Origin of the sequence: Mesorhizobium sp. B1-1-7 (assembly GCF_006442705.1) — a bacterium.
Classification (GTDB): Bacteria; Pseudomonadota; Alphaproteobacteria; order Rhizobiales; family Rhizobiaceae; genus Mesorhizobium; species Mesorhizobium opportunistum.
On record NZ_VFWQ01000001.1, the window covers coordinates 155142 to 169808 of the forward strand.

Annotated in this window: 17 protein-coding genes; 12 read left to right on the forward strand and 5 right to left on the reverse strand. The window is 64.0% G+C overall.

Going from position 1 to position 14667, the window contains the following annotated elements; all coding sequences use genetic code 11:
- Positions 1-4: 4 nt before the first annotated feature.
- Genes FJ978_RS00750 through FJ978_RS00760 form a run of 3 tightly spaced genes read left to right on the forward strand, consistent with a single transcriptional unit; the run spans position 5 to position 2784 of the window.
- Positions 5-1771, forward strand: a complete 1767-nt coding sequence (locus FJ978_RS00750; protein ID WP_140569443.1) for a trehalose-6-phosphate synthase — start codon at positions 5-7, stop codon at positions 1769-1771.
- A complete protein-coding gene (gene otsB, locus FJ978_RS00755) occupies positions 1771-2553 on the forward strand; it encodes a trehalose-phosphatase (RefSeq protein WP_140569445.1) in 783 nt (260 codons plus the stop codon). The genes FJ978_RS00750 and otsB overlap by 1 nt, the downstream gene beginning before the upstream one ends.
- An 18-nt stretch (positions 2554-2571) precedes the next feature.
- Complete coding sequence (locus tag FJ978_RS00760) at positions 2572-2784, forward strand: hypothetical protein (RefSeq protein ID WP_140569447.1); 213 nt, start codon at positions 2572-2574, stop codon at positions 2782-2784.
- A gap of 7 nt (positions 2785-2791) precedes the next feature.
- Here FJ978_RS00760 and dprA read toward each other — a convergent pair whose 3' ends face one another.
- From dprA to FJ978_RS00780, 4 genes are read right to left on the reverse strand one after another with little or no spacing between them, the layout of a single operon-like run.
- Positions 2792-3922: a DNA-processing protein DprA gene (dprA, locus tag FJ978_RS00765; RefSeq protein WP_140569878.1), complete on the reverse strand. Its 1131-nt coding sequence runs from the start codon at positions 3920-3922 to the stop codon at positions 2792-2794.
- Positions 3923-3939: 17 nt separating this feature from the next.
- Positions 3940-4527, reverse strand: coding sequence for a glycerol-3-phosphate 1-O-acyltransferase PlsY (gene plsY / locus FJ978_RS00770; RefSeq protein ID WP_140569448.1), 588 nt, complete (start codon positions 4525-4527; stop codon positions 3940-3942).
- Between the two features lie 57 nt (positions 4528-4584).
- On the reverse strand, positions 4585-5871 hold the full coding sequence (locus FJ978_RS00775) for a dihydroorotase (protein WP_140569450.1): 1287 nt from the start codon (positions 5869-5871) through the stop codon (positions 4585-4587).
- The gene (locus FJ978_RS00780) at positions 5868-6848 is read right to left on the reverse strand and encodes an aspartate carbamoyltransferase catalytic subunit (protein WP_140569452.1); all 981 of its coding nucleotides are present in this window, start codon (positions 6846-6848) and stop codon (positions 5868-5870) included. The genes FJ978_RS00775 and FJ978_RS00780 overlap by 4 nt, the downstream gene beginning before the upstream one ends.
- Before the next feature lie 196 nt (positions 6849-7044).
- Here FJ978_RS00780 and FJ978_RS00785 point away from each other — a divergent pair, with 196 nt between their 5' ends.
- From FJ978_RS00785 to FJ978_RS00795, 3 genes are all read left to right on the forward strand, one after another.
- Positions 7045-8673: a DNA alkylation response protein gene (locus FJ978_RS00785; RefSeq protein WP_140569453.1), complete on the forward strand. Its 1629-nt coding sequence runs from the start codon at positions 7045-7047 to the stop codon at positions 8671-8673.
- A 136-nt stretch (positions 8674-8809) separates the two neighbouring features.
- Positions 8810-9364: a hypothetical protein gene (locus FJ978_RS00790; protein WP_013895333.1), complete on the forward strand. Its 555-nt coding sequence runs from the start codon at positions 8810-8812 to the stop codon at positions 9362-9364.
- The gene (locus FJ978_RS00795) at positions 9364-9705 is read left to right on the forward strand and encodes a DUF6105 family protein (protein WP_140569455.1); all 342 of its coding nucleotides are present in this window, start codon (positions 9364-9366) and stop codon (positions 9703-9705) included. The genes FJ978_RS00790 and FJ978_RS00795 overlap by 1 nt, the downstream gene beginning before the upstream one ends.
- On the opposite strand, the gene ruvX is transcribed toward FJ978_RS00795, so the two are convergent.
- The gene (ruvX, locus tag FJ978_RS00800) at positions 9623-10129 is read right to left on the reverse strand and encodes a Holliday junction resolvase RuvX (protein WP_013895335.1); all 507 of its coding nucleotides are present in this window, start codon (positions 10127-10129) and stop codon (positions 9623-9625) included. The genes FJ978_RS00795 and ruvX overlap by 83 nt on opposite strands.
- A 135-nt stretch (positions 10130-10264) precedes the next feature.
- Between ruvX and FJ978_RS00805 the strand changes: the two genes are divergently transcribed.
- The 6 genes from FJ978_RS00805 (at position 10265) to FJ978_RS00830 (ending at position 14666) form a co-directional block, all read left to right on the forward strand.
- Positions 10265-10972 (forward strand): metal-dependent hydrolase, encoded by a 708-nt coding sequence (locus FJ978_RS00805; RefSeq protein WP_140569456.1) that lies wholly within the window; start codon positions 10265-10267, stop codon positions 10970-10972.
- A 24-nt stretch (positions 10973-10996) separates the two neighbouring features.
- Positions 10997-11413: a hypothetical protein gene (locus FJ978_RS00810; RefSeq protein ID WP_140569458.1), complete on the forward strand. Its 417-nt coding sequence runs from the start codon at positions 10997-10999 to the stop codon at positions 11411-11413.
- Between the two features lie 44 nt (positions 11414-11457).
- On the forward strand, positions 11458-12270 hold the full coding sequence (locus tag FJ978_RS00815; protein ID WP_246678007.1) for a radical SAM protein: 813 nt from the start codon (positions 11458-11460) through the stop codon (positions 12268-12270).
- 81 nt (positions 12271-12351) lie between these two features.
- Complete coding sequence (gene gatC / locus FJ978_RS00820; RefSeq protein WP_013895338.1) at positions 12352-12639, forward strand: Asp-tRNA(Asn)/Glu-tRNA(Gln) amidotransferase subunit GatC; 288 nt, start codon at positions 12352-12354, stop codon at positions 12637-12639.
- A 6-nt stretch (positions 12640-12645) separates the two neighbouring features.
- On the forward strand, positions 12646-13101 hold the full coding sequence (locus FJ978_RS00825; RefSeq protein ID WP_013895339.1) for a GNAT family N-acetyltransferase: 456 nt from the start codon (positions 12646-12648) through the stop codon (positions 13099-13101).
- Positions 13101-14666, forward strand: a complete 1566-nt coding sequence (locus FJ978_RS00830) for an amidase family protein (RefSeq protein WP_140569461.1) — start codon at positions 13101-13103, stop codon at positions 14664-14666. The genes FJ978_RS00825 and FJ978_RS00830 overlap by 1 nt, the downstream gene beginning before the upstream one ends.
- Position 14667: the final 1 nt, after the last annotated feature.

Genomic DNA, 14667 nt, shown 5'->3' on the forward strand with positions numbered 1-14667 from the left:
TTCAATGCCTGACAGCAGTTCGTACCTGGTCATTCCTTCGTCCGTATTGTGGCTCCTTGGGTTTGCAGTTGTCAGTATGTCGATCCTCATCATCGCGACGATGGTTCTGCGGGCACGCCGGAGTGGCATCCACGCCGGGGAAACCGAGCCCGCTGGCAGCCTGTTACCGGAATTCGAGAAGAACGGGCAGTCCGCGACCGCTTCGCTCGTCCAATGGTCGCCGGAAACGCTACGCCACATTTTGGCAAAGGAACTTCCGGACGCCCAGGTGATCGTGGTTTCAAATCGTGAGCCGTATATCCACAACCGAAAGGGCGACGACGTCCAGCTGGTCGTGCCCGCCAGCGGCCTCGTCTCCGCCCTGGAACCGATCACCCGCGCCTGCGCGGGCACGTGGATCGCCTATGGAGGCGGTTCGGCCGATGCGCTGGTGGTCGACGAAAATGACCGGGTGGAGGTGCCGCCCGAAAATCCTTCCTACACGTTGCGGCGTGTCTGGCTGAGCGAAGAAGAACAGCAGGGTTATTATCTCGGCTTTGCCAATGAAGGCCTCTGGCCGTTGTGCCATATTGCCTTCACCCGGCCGATATTCCGCACCTCCGATTGGGAGACCTACGAGGCGGTCAACCGTAAATTCGCCGACACCGTCGTGGCGGAAGCCCGCAACGAGCAACCGATCGTGCTGGTCCAGGACTACCATTTCGCGTTGCTGCCGCGGATGATCCGGGAGCGCCTTCCGGAAGCCACCATCATCACCTTCTGGCACATCCCATGGCCGAATTCGGAGGTGTTCAGCATCTGCCCGTGGCGCGAGAAGATTCTCGAGGGCCTGCTCGGCAGCTCGATTGTCGGCTTTCATACCCAGTTTCATTGCAACAACTTCATCGAGAGCGTCGACCGTTTCCTGGAAAGCAGGATCGAGCGCGAGGATTCGGCCATCTCCTATGGCGGCGAGATCAGCCTCGTTCATGCGTATCCGATTTCGATCGAATGGCCGCCGGCCCAACTGGGCAAACTGCCTGACGTGGCGCAATGCCGCCGGCGCATTCGCGAGAGATTCGGCCTGGCCGACAATGTCAGGCTGTGCGTGGGCGTTGAACGTCTCGACTACACCAAGGGCATCCTCGATCGCTTCGACGCACTCGATGAGCTCCTGAAGCTTCATCCGGAATGGATCGGCAAGGTGGCGTTGCTGCAGATCGCCGCGCCCAGCCGCGGCACCTTGCCCGCCTATCAGCAATTGTACGATGAGTGCCTGCGCCATGCCGAGGATCTCAACCAGCGTTATGGCCGCGAAGGCTACAAACCTATCCTTATGGTGACGGAACATCACTCGCAGGAGCAGGTCTACGAGATCTACCGCGCCGCCGATGTCTGCATGGTCACAAGCCTGCATGACGGCATGAACCTGGTCGCCAAGGAGTTTGTCGCGGCGCGCGACGACGAACAGGGTGTCCTGCTGCTCAGCATGTTCGCCGGCGCTTCCAAGGAGCTGCTCGAGGCGCTGATCGTCAACCCCTATGACGCGGCGACGATGGGCGACGCCTTGCTGCAGGCCCTGACCATGTCGCAGGAGGAGCAGCGCCAACGCATGCAGCGCATGCGCGAGATCGTTCGCGACAACAATGTCTATCGATGGGCGGGCAGCATGCTGCTCGATGCCGCGCGCCTGCGCAAGCGCGTTGCGGTCGATCGTGCCGTCGGCACGGCTCCCGCCGCGCCTGGCAACGTGATATCGTTGCTCGATCGCAAACGGGCGGCGGCGCTGTGATGCCGGTATCGCCAAACCTGCCGGCACCGGCTCTTCCGCAAGGGCCATGGGCCCTGTTCCTGGATATCGACGGCACGCTTCTCGAACATGCCGCGCATCCCGATGCGGTGGTTGTCGGCGATGAGCTACGCGCGCTGCTGGCAAGCCTCGAAGCCCGATTGGATGGAGCGTTGGCGTTTATCACGGGTCGATCGATCGCCGCCGTCGACAATCTCTTCCGGCCGCTCAGATTGCGCGCCGCCGGTCTCTATGGCCTCGAACACAGGCTGGCGCGTGACGGCCCGGTCGAGGCGGCCGGCGAGCCGGCCGACATTGCCGCACTTGCCCAGGAAATCGAGGCTGAACTGGACAATGCTGATGTCTATATCGAGCGCAAGGGGCCGATCCTGGCCATTCACACGCGCGCGGCGCCGCATTTGCTGCAGCGCGCGACACAGCTGGTCCAACAGGCGCTGGGCAGGCTGCCAGCGGGATATAGGGTGCTTGCCGGCAATGCCGGGGTCGAACTGATGCCGCTGGAGGCGGCGAAGGGAGCGGCTATAAGGCGCTTCATGGAAGAGCCGGCTTTCAGCGGACGGCGCCCGGTATTCCTTGGCGACGACACTTCAGATGAAAACGGCTTCGAAGTCGTCAATGAAATCGACGGCGTCTCGGTGCGCATCAAACCACGCGGACCGACCGCCGCGCGCCATGCGCTAGCCGGTGTCGAGGAGGCGCTGGTCTGGCTCGATGCCGCGAACCACAGCAATGCGGAGAAATCGGCCGGTCTGGTCGCGACATGAAAATCGGAGGAGCCGGCAATGACCCAATTCACCAGCCTCATCCGCGAGATCATGCCCAGCTGGCTACGCCGGCGCTCGCGCCGGAACGTGCAAGAGAGCGAGCCAGGCTTCGATCCGTCGCGTCCGGAGGATGCCGACATGGTCTGGCGCGGCATCGTCGAAAAGGATCTCTTTGGCGCCAACACGCAGGACTATGCGGAACCCCTGGAGAAAGAAACCAATCGCCACTGACGGTTGGTTAGTTCTCGAAGAGCAGTGAAACATTGCCGCCGGCATGACGCTCGAGCCGACCGGCGAGATCGAGTTCCAGCAACACCATGAAAACCTGGGCCGGATGCAGGCCGGTATGGCGGATGATCTCGTCGACCGGAACCGGAGTCGGTCCCAGAGCCTGGATCACCTTGGAACGGTCGCTCTCGCCGGGTGGCGGTGTGACCGAAAAGTCGGGCGGGTCTTCGAACGGCGGCATCTCGGGCGCCCGCATGCCGGTCAGCGGCGCGATCGCCCTGGAAATGTCCGACGCCTCGGTGACCAGCGTGGCGCCGTCCTTGAGCAGGCCGTTGGTGCCGGCCGCGCGAGGGTCAAGTGGCGACCCGGGCACCGCGAAAACCAGCCGCCCCATCTCGCCGGCAAGCCTAGCGCTGATCAAGGAACCCGAGCGCTGCGCCGCCTCGATCACCGCCAGCCCGAGAGCAGCACCCGCGACAAGGCGGTTGCGGCGCGGGAAATCCTGGGCGCGCGGCTGCCAGCCGAACGGCATTTCCGAGATGACGGCTCCACGCTCGGCGATTTCGTCGCACAGGCCGGCATTTTCTGGCGGGTAGGGCAGGTCGAGGCCTCCCGCCAGGACACCGATCGTGCCGGTCACAAGACTGCCTTGGTGCGCCGCGGTGTCGATGCCGCGCGCCAGGCCGGAGACGATCGCATAGCCGTCGCGGCCAAGATCGGCAGCCAGCATGCGTGCCATCTTGATGCCGGCGAGCGATGCGTTGCGGGCGCCGACGATGGCGATCCCCGGCAGCCGGAACACGCTGGCATTGCCCCTGACCGCCAGCAGCGGCGGCGGGTGGTCCATGCCGCGCAGCAGCGGCGGATAGTCTGCTTCGCCAATGCCGACGAAGCGGGCACCGGCCCGCCGGGCTGCCTCCATCTCGGCTTCTGCTTCGGCAATCGAAGGAATGCGGGCGATCCGATTGGCGCCGCCCGAAATCATCAGTTCCGGCAGCACTTCCAGCGCGACCTCGGCCGAACCGAAGCGGTTGATCAGGTCGCGGAAGGAGGCAGGGCCAACGTTCTGGGTGCGAATCAGCCGCAGCCAGCTCAGCCGCTGCCGGTCGCTGAGGCGCGGCCCGGCGGCCGGCCCGCTCACCGCGGTGGCGTGCTCGCTCACCCCTTGGCTCCGATCTTGCCCTCGGTTCCGGCAAGCAGGCGCGAAATGTTCTCCCGGTGCTTGATGAAGACGATGATGCTCATCACGACGAACAGCAGCGCAACCTGCGGCGTGCTCAGGACATAAAGCGCAATCGGCACGACGACGGCCGCCGTCAATGCGGCAAGCGAGGAGAAGCGGAGCAGCAAAGCCATCACCAGCCAGACGACGGCGAAGATCAACGCCACCTGCCAGGCAAGGCCGATCAGCACGCCCAGATAGGTAGCGACACCCTTGCCGCCCTTGAAACCCAGCCAGGCTGGGAAGAGATGGCCGAGAAAGGCGCCGAAACCAGCCCAGACCGCGGTTTCAGGCGCGAAGTGGGCTGCTATCAGCACGGCGGCCGTGCCTTTCAGCGCATCGAGCAGCAATGTCGCGGCGGCAAGTCCCTTGTTGCCTGTGCGCAGGACATTGGTAGCGCCGATATTGCCCGACCCGATCTTGCGTACGTCGCCGAGGCCGGCGGCGCGTGTCAGCAACAGGCCGAAGGGGATCGAACCCAAGAGATAGCCGAACACCAACGCCAAGATTGGATCGTAAGTCATTGTTTCCCCCGCAAGTTCTCTTGGTCGGCCAGGCCGGCGCGATGCGCCGCGGCTGGCTCAGATCGAGAACACTGTGCGGCCCGCGACCAGCGTTTGCAAGACCTTGCCCTGCAGGCGCGCGCCTTCGAAACAGGTGTTTTTCGAGCGCGAACGAATGCCGCCCTCGCTGACGATCCACGGCTCGTCGAGGTCGACCAGCACGAGATCGGCCATTGCGCCCGGCTTCAGCGTGCCGCCGGACAACCCGAACAGCCTTGCCGGCGCGGTGGAGAGCGTCTCGATCAGCCGCGGCAATGGCACGTCGCCATTGTGGTAGAGCCGCAAGGCCGCGCCGAGCAATGTCTCCAGCCCGATGGCGCCGGCCGCAGCGTCGGCGAAGGGCAGGCGCTTGGTGTCGACATCCTGCGGATCGTGCGAGGAGACGATGATGTCGATCGTGCCGTCCCTGACCGCCTCGATCATCGCCAGCCGGTCTTCCTCGGCGCGCAACGGCGGCGTCAGGCGGAAGAAGGTGCGGTATTCGCCGACGTCGTTTTCATTGAGCGACAGATTGTGGATCGACACGCCCGACGTCACATCGGCGCCATCGGCCTTCGCCCGGGTCACGGCTGCCGCTGCCATCGCTGTCGAGATCTTCGCCGCGTGGTAGGAACCGCGCGTCAGGCGCGCCAGGGCAAGATCGCGCTCGAGCGGAATGGACTCGGCTTCACGCGGTATGCCGGAAAGGCCAAGCCAGCTCGCGTAGAGGCCCTCGTTCATCACGCCGGCCGAAGCGAGGTCGGCATCCTGCGTCTCATGCACGACGGTGGCCCCGAAATCGCGCGCATAAGTCAGCGCGCGGCGCATCACCAGCGCGCTCGATATGGTGTGGCGGCCGTCGGTGAAAGCGACGGCGCCGGCCTCGCGCAACAGGCCGAATTCGGTCATCTCGCGGCCATCGAGGCCTTTGGTGATCGCCGCCGCCGGAAAGATGTTGACGACGGCCGTGTCCTTGGCTGTGCGCAGCACGAACTCGACCAGCGCAACATTGTCGATCACCGGGTCGGTGTCGGGCATCATGACGACGGAGGTGACGCCGCCGGCCGCCGCGGCGAGGCTTGCCGAAGCGATGGTTTCGCGATGCTCGCCGCCCGGCTCGCCGATGAAGACGCGGCCGTCGATAAGGCCTGGAATGATCGTCTTGCCAGCGCAGTCGACAACGGTAGCGCCCTCGGGGATGCCCTGGTTCAGCGCCGCCTTGCCGGCGGCGGCGATCCTGCGGCCATCGACGATGACGGAGCCGATCTCGTCGATGCCGCGCGAGGGGTCGACGATGCGTGCGCGTTCAAAGACGGTCGTGGTCATGCGCCGCGGCCCTCTTGATTGCGACCCTCTTGATTGCGGCGGGGATCGAGCAGCGCTTCCATCACCGCCATGCGCACGGCGACGCCCATCTCCACCTGTTCCTGGATGACGCTTTGCGGGCCGTCGGCGATTTCCGAGGCGATTTCGACGCCGCGGTTCATCGGCCCGGGATGCATGACCAGCGCATCGTCCTTGGCCGCCTTCAGCTTTTCGGCGTCGAGGCCGAAATAGCGGAAATATTCGCGCACCGAAGGCACGAAGGCGCCTTCCATCCGTTCGCGCTGCAAGCGCAGCATCATCACCACGTCGGCATCCTTCAAGCCTTCCGCCATGGAGCGGGTGACGATGACGCCCATCTTGTCGATGCCGGAAGGCAGCAACGTCGAAGGCGCGACGACCCGCACCTGCGCGCCGAGCGCGTTGAACAGCATGATGTTGGAGCGCGCCACGCGCGAATGCAGGATGTCGCCGCAGATCGCCACGATCAGCTTCGACAGCGGACCCTTGGCGCGGCGGATGGTCAGCGCGTCGAGCAGCGCCTGTGTCGGATGCTCATGCGCACCGTCGCCGGCATTGACCACCGAGCAGCCGACCTTCTGCGCCAGAAGGGCAGCGGCGCCTGCCGACTGGTGGCGGATGATCAATATATCGGGCCGCATGGCGTTCAGCGTCATCGCTGTGTCGATGAGCGTCTCGCCCTTCTTCACCGAGGAGCTTGCCACCGACATGTTCATGACATCGGCACCCAACCGTTTTCCGGCCAGTTCGAACGACGACTGCGTCCGGGTCGAGGCCTCGTAGAAGAGGTTGATCTGGGTGCGGCCGCGCAGCGTCGAGGTCTTTTTCTCGGATTGCCTGGAGATCGCGACCGCGCGATCCGCCCGGTCGAGCAAAAGCTCGATGTCGGCGGGCGAAAGGTCGCTGATGCCCAGAAGATGGCGGTGAGGGTAGAGTGGCAGGGACGAAGCGTCGGTCATCTCAAGGGGCTGCTATAGGGTGCGGACTTTGCGCCCGCAAGCGTCAGCTTTCGATTGAAGCCTTTCTCCCCGGTATTTTCGTCGCGCGGGTTGCACGGCTTGGCTATATCTAGTCGACAGCCTCGGATTCGTGGCTTTTCGACGATATGGGCCTTTCTGCCGAAAGAAGGATTGGCTACCGAAAAAAGGATTGGGCGTGACCGACGACGTAACGAACCAGCCGCCGCCGCTTGCGGGCGGCAACGCCTGGCGAGGCGATCCGTTGCTGATCCAGCTCGCCGAGCGCTTTTCCGATCCGGTCCGCAAGGATTTGGACGGGCTCGGCCGTTTCGTCCTGACACAGGAGGCACAGGAACTGGCGCGCCTCGCCAATGTCGAGACGCCGAAGCTCAGGACGCATGACCGCCAGGGACGGCGCGTCGATCTTGTCGAGTTCCATCCGGCCTACCATGCCCTCATGCGCCGCTCGGTGGCAAACGGGCTGCACTCCTCGGTCTGGGAAAATGGCGATGCCGAGATCGGCCGCCGCCATCAGGTGCGTGCCGCCCGTTTCTACCTGACCGCCGAGCTCGAAACCGGGCACCTTTGCCCCATCACCATGACCAGCGCCTCGCTTGCCGCCCTGATGGCCAGTCCAAAGCTGTTCCGCGAATGGGCGCCGCGCGTGACGACGCGCAAATACGACCAGAGCCAGAAGCCGCCGGTCGACAAGACCGGACTGACGCTCGGCATGGGCATGACCGAGAAACAGGGCGGCACCGATGTGCGCGCCAATGTGACCAGGGCCGAGCGGGCCGGCAGCGGTTTTTATCGCCTGACCGGCCACAAATGGTTCATGTCGGCGCCGATGTCGGACGCCTTCCTGGTGCTCGCGCAGGCGCCGGAAGGCCTGTCCTGCTTCCTGGTGCCGCGCGTCCTCGGCGACGGATCTGGCAACGGCTTCCGCTTCCAGCGGCTGAAGGACAAGCTCGGCAACCGCTCCAACGCGTCTTCCGAGGTGGAATTCGTCAACGCCATCGGCGAGATGGTCGGCGAGCCTGGCGCCGGCGTGAAGACGATCATGGACATGGTCACCTTGACGCGGCTCGACTGCGCGGTGGCATCGTCGGCGATCATGCGGGCAGGGCTGGCCGAAGCAGTCCATCATGCCCGTCATCGCCAGGTGTTCGGCTCACCGTTGATCGAGCAGCCGCTGATGCAGCGTGTGCTGGCCGACATGGCGCTCGATGTCGCCGCCGCTACCGCGCTGTCGTTTCGGCTGGCGCGCTCCTTCGACGAGGCGGCGAGCGATCGCGGCGAGGCGGCGTTTGCCCGCGCCATGACGCCGGTCGTCAAATACTGGGTCTGCAAGATCGCGCCGCCGCTGCTTTACGAGGCAATGGAGTGCCTTGGCGGCAATGGTTATGTCGAGGAGGCGCCGCTCGCCCGCTATTACCGCGAGGCGCCGGTCAACGCGATCTGGGAAGGGTCGGGCAATGTCATGGCGCTCGACGTTCTGCGCGTGCTCGGCCGCGCGCCCGGCTTGTTCGAGGAAGTGCTGGCCGGCATCGACCGCGACCTCGGCGCCGGCGGGCGCGGCACGATCGGCGTGCTGAAGGCGGCGATGCAGGTCGCATCGACCGACGAGGGATCGGCCCGGCTGCTCACGGAACAACTGGCGCTGTCGGCCGCGGCGGCGGAACTGCGCCGGCTGGGGGCAGGGCGGATTGCCGATGCGTTCGTCGAGACGCGCCTGGCCGGCCAGTGGCGCAACACCTATGGCATGCTCGATGCGCGCCACGACGCGCGCATGATCATCGACACGCTCTATCCGCTGGTGAATTGAACCCGTAAGCGGCGCATAGCCGGATCCGGGAGTGCTGATCGCGCGCCTGTGGATCGCCGTTAACCTTAACAAATGGTTTCCGTTGCGGCGACGGACGGCAAAGCCCACTGTCATTCCTGTCGAAGCAGGAATCATGATGCGACACGTATTGACCTCGTTTTTGTCCGTGCATTGGGCGATCGTTTTCGCCCTGCTCGCGCTGATCTGCATGGATGGGGACCGCGGCGTGGCGGCGGCTCTTGGCGTGCTCGGCGTGACGATCGAAAGTGCGCGCTTCGTCGACCTGAAGAACATCGTCGTGGTCGCGCCGCTGGCAACCGCATTGCTGGTCGTGTCGGTGCTGTTTTTCTGGGCCTTCGTCGATACCCTAATCAACGACGGGATCAGCCCGGGTGCAGACAGTGTGGTGCGCATCGCCTTCATCTCCGCGTCCGGTGTCCTGTCGATCATCCTTGTCGGCGGCGCGGCGCAAGGCATCAACGGTCTGTTCATGGTGGTCGCCGTGCAACTGGCGGCACTTCTGGCCTCCTATGTCGCAATGCTCGCCGAGCGGCGCTCGGCGGCCGTGTCGGACGACGCCGACTTCCGCGCCACGGCGCACAGCATGGCCAAGGCAGCGGCGCACAACTCGCTGCTCTCCCTGATATCGGGCCGCAACCAGACCGGGCCCAAAGGGAAGGGTGGCCGCTGATGCGCTACATCTTCGCATTGTGGGCGGGTCCGATGGCGCTGTTCTGGGGCTGGTTCTATCTGTCGCTCAACGACATGAATTTCGGCTATGTCATGCTGACCCGGCAGCTGCACGATTTCGTGTTCCAGCTCTATGGCCAGATGCTCGGCATCGATCCGGCAATCATCCCCGGCATGGTGGCAAAGGCCTGCATCTTCGACGGGTTTCTGCTGATGGCGATATGGGCGTTTCGCCGCCGTCGCGAAATCCTGGATTGGGTCAAGCGGCGCTGGGCGGGTCCGGTTCCGTTCGATCGGATGCAGCAAGCGACTGAAGCCGGTCCAAAACTCCCTGCAGAATAAAGGCGGCCGCCGCCGAATCGATCTTGCCGGCGCGTTTGGCGCGCGAGAAATCCATCTCGATCAATGTCCTTTCGGCCGCGACCGTCGACAGCCTCTCATCCCAGAACACGAAGGGCAGGTCGCTGAGCTGTGCCATGTTGCGCACGAAGGCGCGCGATTTCTGGGCGCGGGGACCTTCCGACCCGTCCATGTTGATCGGCAGCCCGATCACCACCGCACCGGCGTTCTCCTTCTTCAGCAAGGCCAGAAGGACTGCGGCATCGAGTGAGAATTTCCTCCGGATGATGACCGGGCGCGGATGCGCGAAGGAGAACCCCCGGTCCGAAACCGCGACGCCGATCGTCTTGTCGCCGAGATCGAGCCCCGCCAGCGTCCTGCCATCGGCGAGCCGTGCCGGCAATTGCTCAATCGTGATGACAGCCAACGGTTTTCCTTTGTCTTTTTCAGCACCGCGTGTTCTTCCGGATGCCCGGCGGACACTATACCCTTTGGTCTCGAGTTGATCTCAGGGCCATCGGCCTTCTATCCTCTGGCACGGTAAAAATCGAGGAATGCATTCATGAAATTGACCTGGTACGGCCATTCGGCCTTCCGCATCGAAACCGGCGACGCCAAGATCCTCATCGACCCCTATCTGATTGGAAATCCGTCATGGACGGGGGGCTGGGAAGAGCCGGCGGAAGGGATCACGCATGTGCTGCTGACCCACGGGCACAGCGACCACATCAGCGGCGCGCTGGAAGTGCTCGGCAAAAGCGGCGCCCAGCTGGTCGCGAATTTCGAGATCTGCATGTATCTGGTCGGCAAAGGCATCAGCGACAAGAAGATCAATCCCGGCAATATCGGCGGCACGGTCGATTGCGGCGGCTTCACCACGACATTCGTCCAGGCGCTGCACTCCTCCTCGTTTGGCGAAGACGGTGGCAGGAACGTCTATCTCGGCAATCCGGGCGGGCTGGTTCTGCATTTCCCGGAAGACAGCACGCTCTACCACATGGGCGACACCGACATCTTTTCCGACATGGCGCTGATCAACGAGCTGCATGAGCCGAAGATCGGCATCGTGCCGATCGGCGACCGCTTCACCATGGGCGGTGCGGTCGCGGCACTTGCCTGCCGCCGCTTCTTCAAATTCGACACGGTTGTTCCCTGCCACTTCGGGACCTTTCCGATGATCGATCCGACTCCCGAAAAATTCGAGGCCGGCCTGGAAGGGTCCGGCGTGAAGGTTGCGTTGCCGAAAATCGGCGAGACGATTGCGATCTAGAAACGGCCAAAGCGGAACAAATCCATGGCGTTGAGGCGATCTCTTTGCGTGTCAATGTTTGTCGCGGCATCACCCGCGCTTGCCGCGGATGATTTCATTGAAGGGGTTTATCTCCGGTCGGAAGAACTTTGCGCCCAGGCAAAGAAGGACACGCTGCAGACACTGATCGACACCGGCAACATCGTGCTTTCGGCGCACGGCCTGCAAGGTGTCGAATACAATTGCGAGTTCCTGCAGGTCAGCAAGGCGACGCGCTCTCCAAGCTGGGCGGTGACGGCGATCTGCCAGGAACCGGGCTATGTCTTTCCTGATGTCCTGTCGGTGACGCAGACCAGCCCGACGCAGATCGACCTCGTGTCGGTTCGGCCCATCGACGACGAAAGCGAGGCGAGCGGCAACAGCGGCAGCTATTATCTATGCGAGGGCGTTGCGCTGCCATGACGATACTGAGCCGTGTAAGATCGCTTCTTGGCGGTAAGCGGCCTGTGTTCCGAAGACTGGAACTGCATGTCGCGCATGGCTGCAACCTGTCGTGCGAAAGCTGCTCGCACTATTCCAATCATGCGCATTCCGGCACCGTCTCGCTCGATGAGGCGGATCGCTGGATGGGGCATTGGAGCCGGCGCGTGTCGGTCAAGCGGTTCACCTTGCTGGGCGGCGAACCCAGCATCCATCCGCAACTGCCGGGTTTCGTCGGGCTGGTGCGGCGGCACTGGCCGCGCGCCAGCATGGAGATCGTCAGCAACGGCTTCTTCCTGCATCGCCACCCGACATTGCCGGCCATCCTGGCCGCCGATCCCGACGCGCGGCTGATCGTCTCGGTCCATCATGATTCCGAGGAATATCGCGAGAGGCTGAAACCGGTTTTCGATCTGCTGGAGGCGTGGCGGCGAGACCACAAGGTCCTGATCGAGCTGCGTCCGTCGGACAAGAACTGGACCTGGCGCTACGAAGGTTTCGGCAATGCCATGACGCCTTTCGATGATGGCGATCCTCGTTCCAGCTGGGAAATCTGCCCTGCTCGCCACTGCAAGCAGTTGCATGACGGGCAGATCTGGAAATGCGCGCCGCTGGCCTATCAGCCGATGCAGAAGGGAAAGTACCGGCTGTCCGAGAAGTGGGACCCGTATTTCGCCTACCAGCCGCTCGATCCCGGTTGCTCCAATGCCGAACTGCAGGCGTTCGCCGCACCGGAGGATGAGGCTGCTTGCGGCATGTGCCCGGCAAAGCAGCGCTTTTTCGAATTGCCCAATCCGTTGCGCCGCCCCAAGGATCGGGCCAGCGCTTCCGTAGCCTAGCATTGCTTCCGATACGATGCATGTTGCGTGCCGCGCGCGGCGCCGCTATAGCCCGGACTGGTTTTTCCCCGAGGCAAATACATGTCCGTTGATCTTCAGACAGTGAAGCGCGTCGCGCGTCTCGCCCGCATCGCGGTGAGCGAGGAGGACGCAGAACGCATGACCGGCGAACTGAACGCCATCCTTGGCTTTGTCGAACAGCTCAACGAGGTCGATGTTTCCGGCGTCGAGCCGATGACCTCGGTGACGCCGATGGAGATGAAGAAGCGCGGCGATGTCGTCACCGACGGCAACAAGGCGGCCGACATCGTCGCCAACGCGCCGGCCACCGAAGAGAATTTCTTTCTCGTGCCGAAGGTCGTGGAGTAGGGGCCGATGGCAATCGAGATCGCCGTCGAGACGCCGCTGCAGGACGATGTGCGCGGCCTGGTCAAGGAACTCAACGAGACCTTGCTCGAACTGACGCCGCCGGAGCACTGCTACCACATGACGGTCGAGCAGATGGCCGGCCAGGACACGACCGTTTTCATCGCCCGCGACAACGGTGTCGCCATTGGCTGTGGCGCGCTGAAGCGCCATGGCGATGCCATCGGCGAGGTCAAGCGCATGTACACGCGGCCTTCGCATCGCGGCCGCAAGATCGGCGCCGGTATCGTCGAGCGGGTCGAGGCGTTGGCGCGGCAGGAAGGACTGAAGCGGCTGGTGCTGGAGACGGGCGATCGTCATCCCGCGGCATGGACCGTCTATGAACGCGCCGGGTTCTCGCGCTGCGGCCCGGTGCTGGATTATCCCGATTCCCAGTGGTCGGTGTTTTACGAAAAGAGCCTTTGATGAGCGACCTCACCCGACTGACGATTTCGCAGGCCCGCGCCAAGCTGCGCGGCAAGGAAATCACCGCGACCGAGATCACCGACGCCTATCTCTCGGCGATCGATCGCGCCAATCCGGCGCTCAATGCCTATGTGGCGGTGACCGGCGACAAGGCGCGCGACATGGCCAAGGCGTCCGACGCCAGGCTGGTCAAGGGCGAGGGCGGCGCGCTGGAAGGCATTCCGCTGGGGATCAAGGACCTGTTCGGCACCGACGGTGTCCACACCCAGGCCTGCAGCCATGTGCTCGACGGCTTCAAGCCGCGCTATGAATCGACCGTCACCGCCAATCTGTGGGCCGACGGCGCGGTCATGCTGGGCAAGCTCAACATGGACGAGTTCGCCATGGGCTCGTCCAACGAGACTTCTTATTACGGCCCGGTCATCAATCCGTGGCGGCGTTCGCGCCTCGACACGGTGGTGATGCCGACGACGCATCAGGGCGACGGCGGCTTCGTATCGGCCGGCGGCACGAAAACGCAGCGCACCATGGACAATGCGCAGCTGGTGCCGGGTGGCTCTTCCGGCGGCTCCGCGACCGCCGTCTCGGCTTTCCTGTGCGCCGGCGCCACGGCAACGGACACCGGCGGCTCGATCCGCCAGCCGGCCGCCTTTACCGGTACGGTCGGCATCAAGCCGACCTATGGCCGCTGCTCGCGCTGGGGCATCGTCGCCTTCGCTTCGTCGCTCGACCAGGCCGGGCCGATCGCGCGCGACGTGCGCGATGCCGCGATCCTGCTTAAATCCATGGCCTCCGTCGATCCGAAGGACACCACTTCGGTCGACCGGCCGGTGCCCGATTATGAAGCGGCGATCGGCAAGCCGATCAAGGGCATGAAGGTCGGCATTCCCAAGGAATACCGCGTCGACGGCATGCCCGAGGAGATCGAGGCACTGTGGCAGAAGGGCATTGCCTGGCTCAGGGACGCCGGCGCCGAGATCGTCGACATTTCCCTGCCGCACACCAAATACGCGCTGCCGGCCTATTACATCGTGGCGCCGGCCGAGGCGTCGTCCAATCTGGCGCGCTATGACGGCGTCCGCTACGGCCTGCGCGTGCCGGGCAAGGACATCGTCGAGATGTACGAGAAGACCCGCGCCGCCGGCTTCGGCCGCGAGGTCAAGCGCCGCATCATGATCGGCACCTATGTGCTGTCGGCCGGCTATTACGATGCCTATTATCTGCAAGCGCAGAAGGTGCGTAACCTGATCAAGCGCGACTTCGAGAACGTCTTTGCCGCCGGCATCGACGTCATCCTGACCCCGGCAACGCCATCCGCCGCCTTCGGCATCGCCGACGAGGACATGGCCGCCGATCCGGTCAAGATGTACCTCAATGACATTTTCACGGTCACCGTGAACATGGCCGGCCTGCCGGGCATTGCCGTGCCCGCCGGACTCGATCCCAAGGGGCTGCCGCTTGGCCTGCAGCTGATCGGCAGGCCGTTCGAGGAAGAGACGCTGTTCCAGACTGCCGCCGTCATCGAACAGGCGGCGGGCACGTTCCAGCCGGAGAAGTGGTGGTAAC

Coding starts and splice junctions, on each gene's coding strand:
- FJ978_RS00750 (WP_140569443.1), top strand. CDS start 5: ATGCCTGACAGCAGTTCGTACCTGGTCATTCCTTCGTCCGTATTGTGG.
- otsB (WP_140569445.1), top strand. CDS start 1,771: ATGCCGGTATCGCCAAACCTGCCGGCACCGGCTCTTCCGCAAGGGCCA.
- FJ978_RS00760 (WP_140569447.1), top strand. CDS start 2,572: ATGACCCAATTCACCAGCCTCATCCGCGAGATCATGCCCAGCTGGCTA.
- plsY (WP_140569448.1), bottom strand. CDS start 4,527: ATGACTTACGATCCAATCTTGGCGTTGGTGTTCGGCTATCTCTTGGGT.
- FJ978_RS00775 (WP_140569450.1), bottom strand. CDS start 5,871: ATGACCACGACCGTCTTTGAACGCGCACGCATCGTCGACCCCTCGCGC.
- FJ978_RS00780 (WP_140569452.1), bottom strand. CDS start 6,848: ATGACCGACGCTTCGTCCCTGCCACTCTACCCTCACCGCCATCTTCTG.
- FJ978_RS00790 (WP_013895333.1), top strand. CDS start 8,810: ATGCGACACGTATTGACCTCGTTTTTGTCCGTGCATTGGGCGATCGTT.
- FJ978_RS00795 (WP_140569455.1), top strand. CDS start 9,364: ATGCGCTACATCTTCGCATTGTGGGCGGGTCCGATGGCGCTGTTCTGG.
- FJ978_RS00805 (WP_140569456.1), top strand. CDS start 10,265: ATGAAATTGACCTGGTACGGCCATTCGGCCTTCCGCATCGAAACCGGC.
- FJ978_RS00810 (WP_140569458.1), top strand. CDS start 10,997: ATGGCGTTGAGGCGATCTCTTTGCGTGTCAATGTTTGTCGCGGCATCA.
- gatC (WP_013895338.1), top strand. CDS start 12,352: ATGTCCGTTGATCTTCAGACAGTGAAGCGCGTCGCGCGTCTCGCCCGC.
- FJ978_RS00825 (WP_013895339.1), top strand. CDS start 12,646: ATGGCAATCGAGATCGCCGTCGAGACGCCGCTGCAGGACGATGTGCGC.
- FJ978_RS00830 (WP_140569461.1), top strand. CDS start 13,101: ATGAGCGACCTCACCCGACTGACGATTTCGCAGGCCCGCGCCAAGCTG.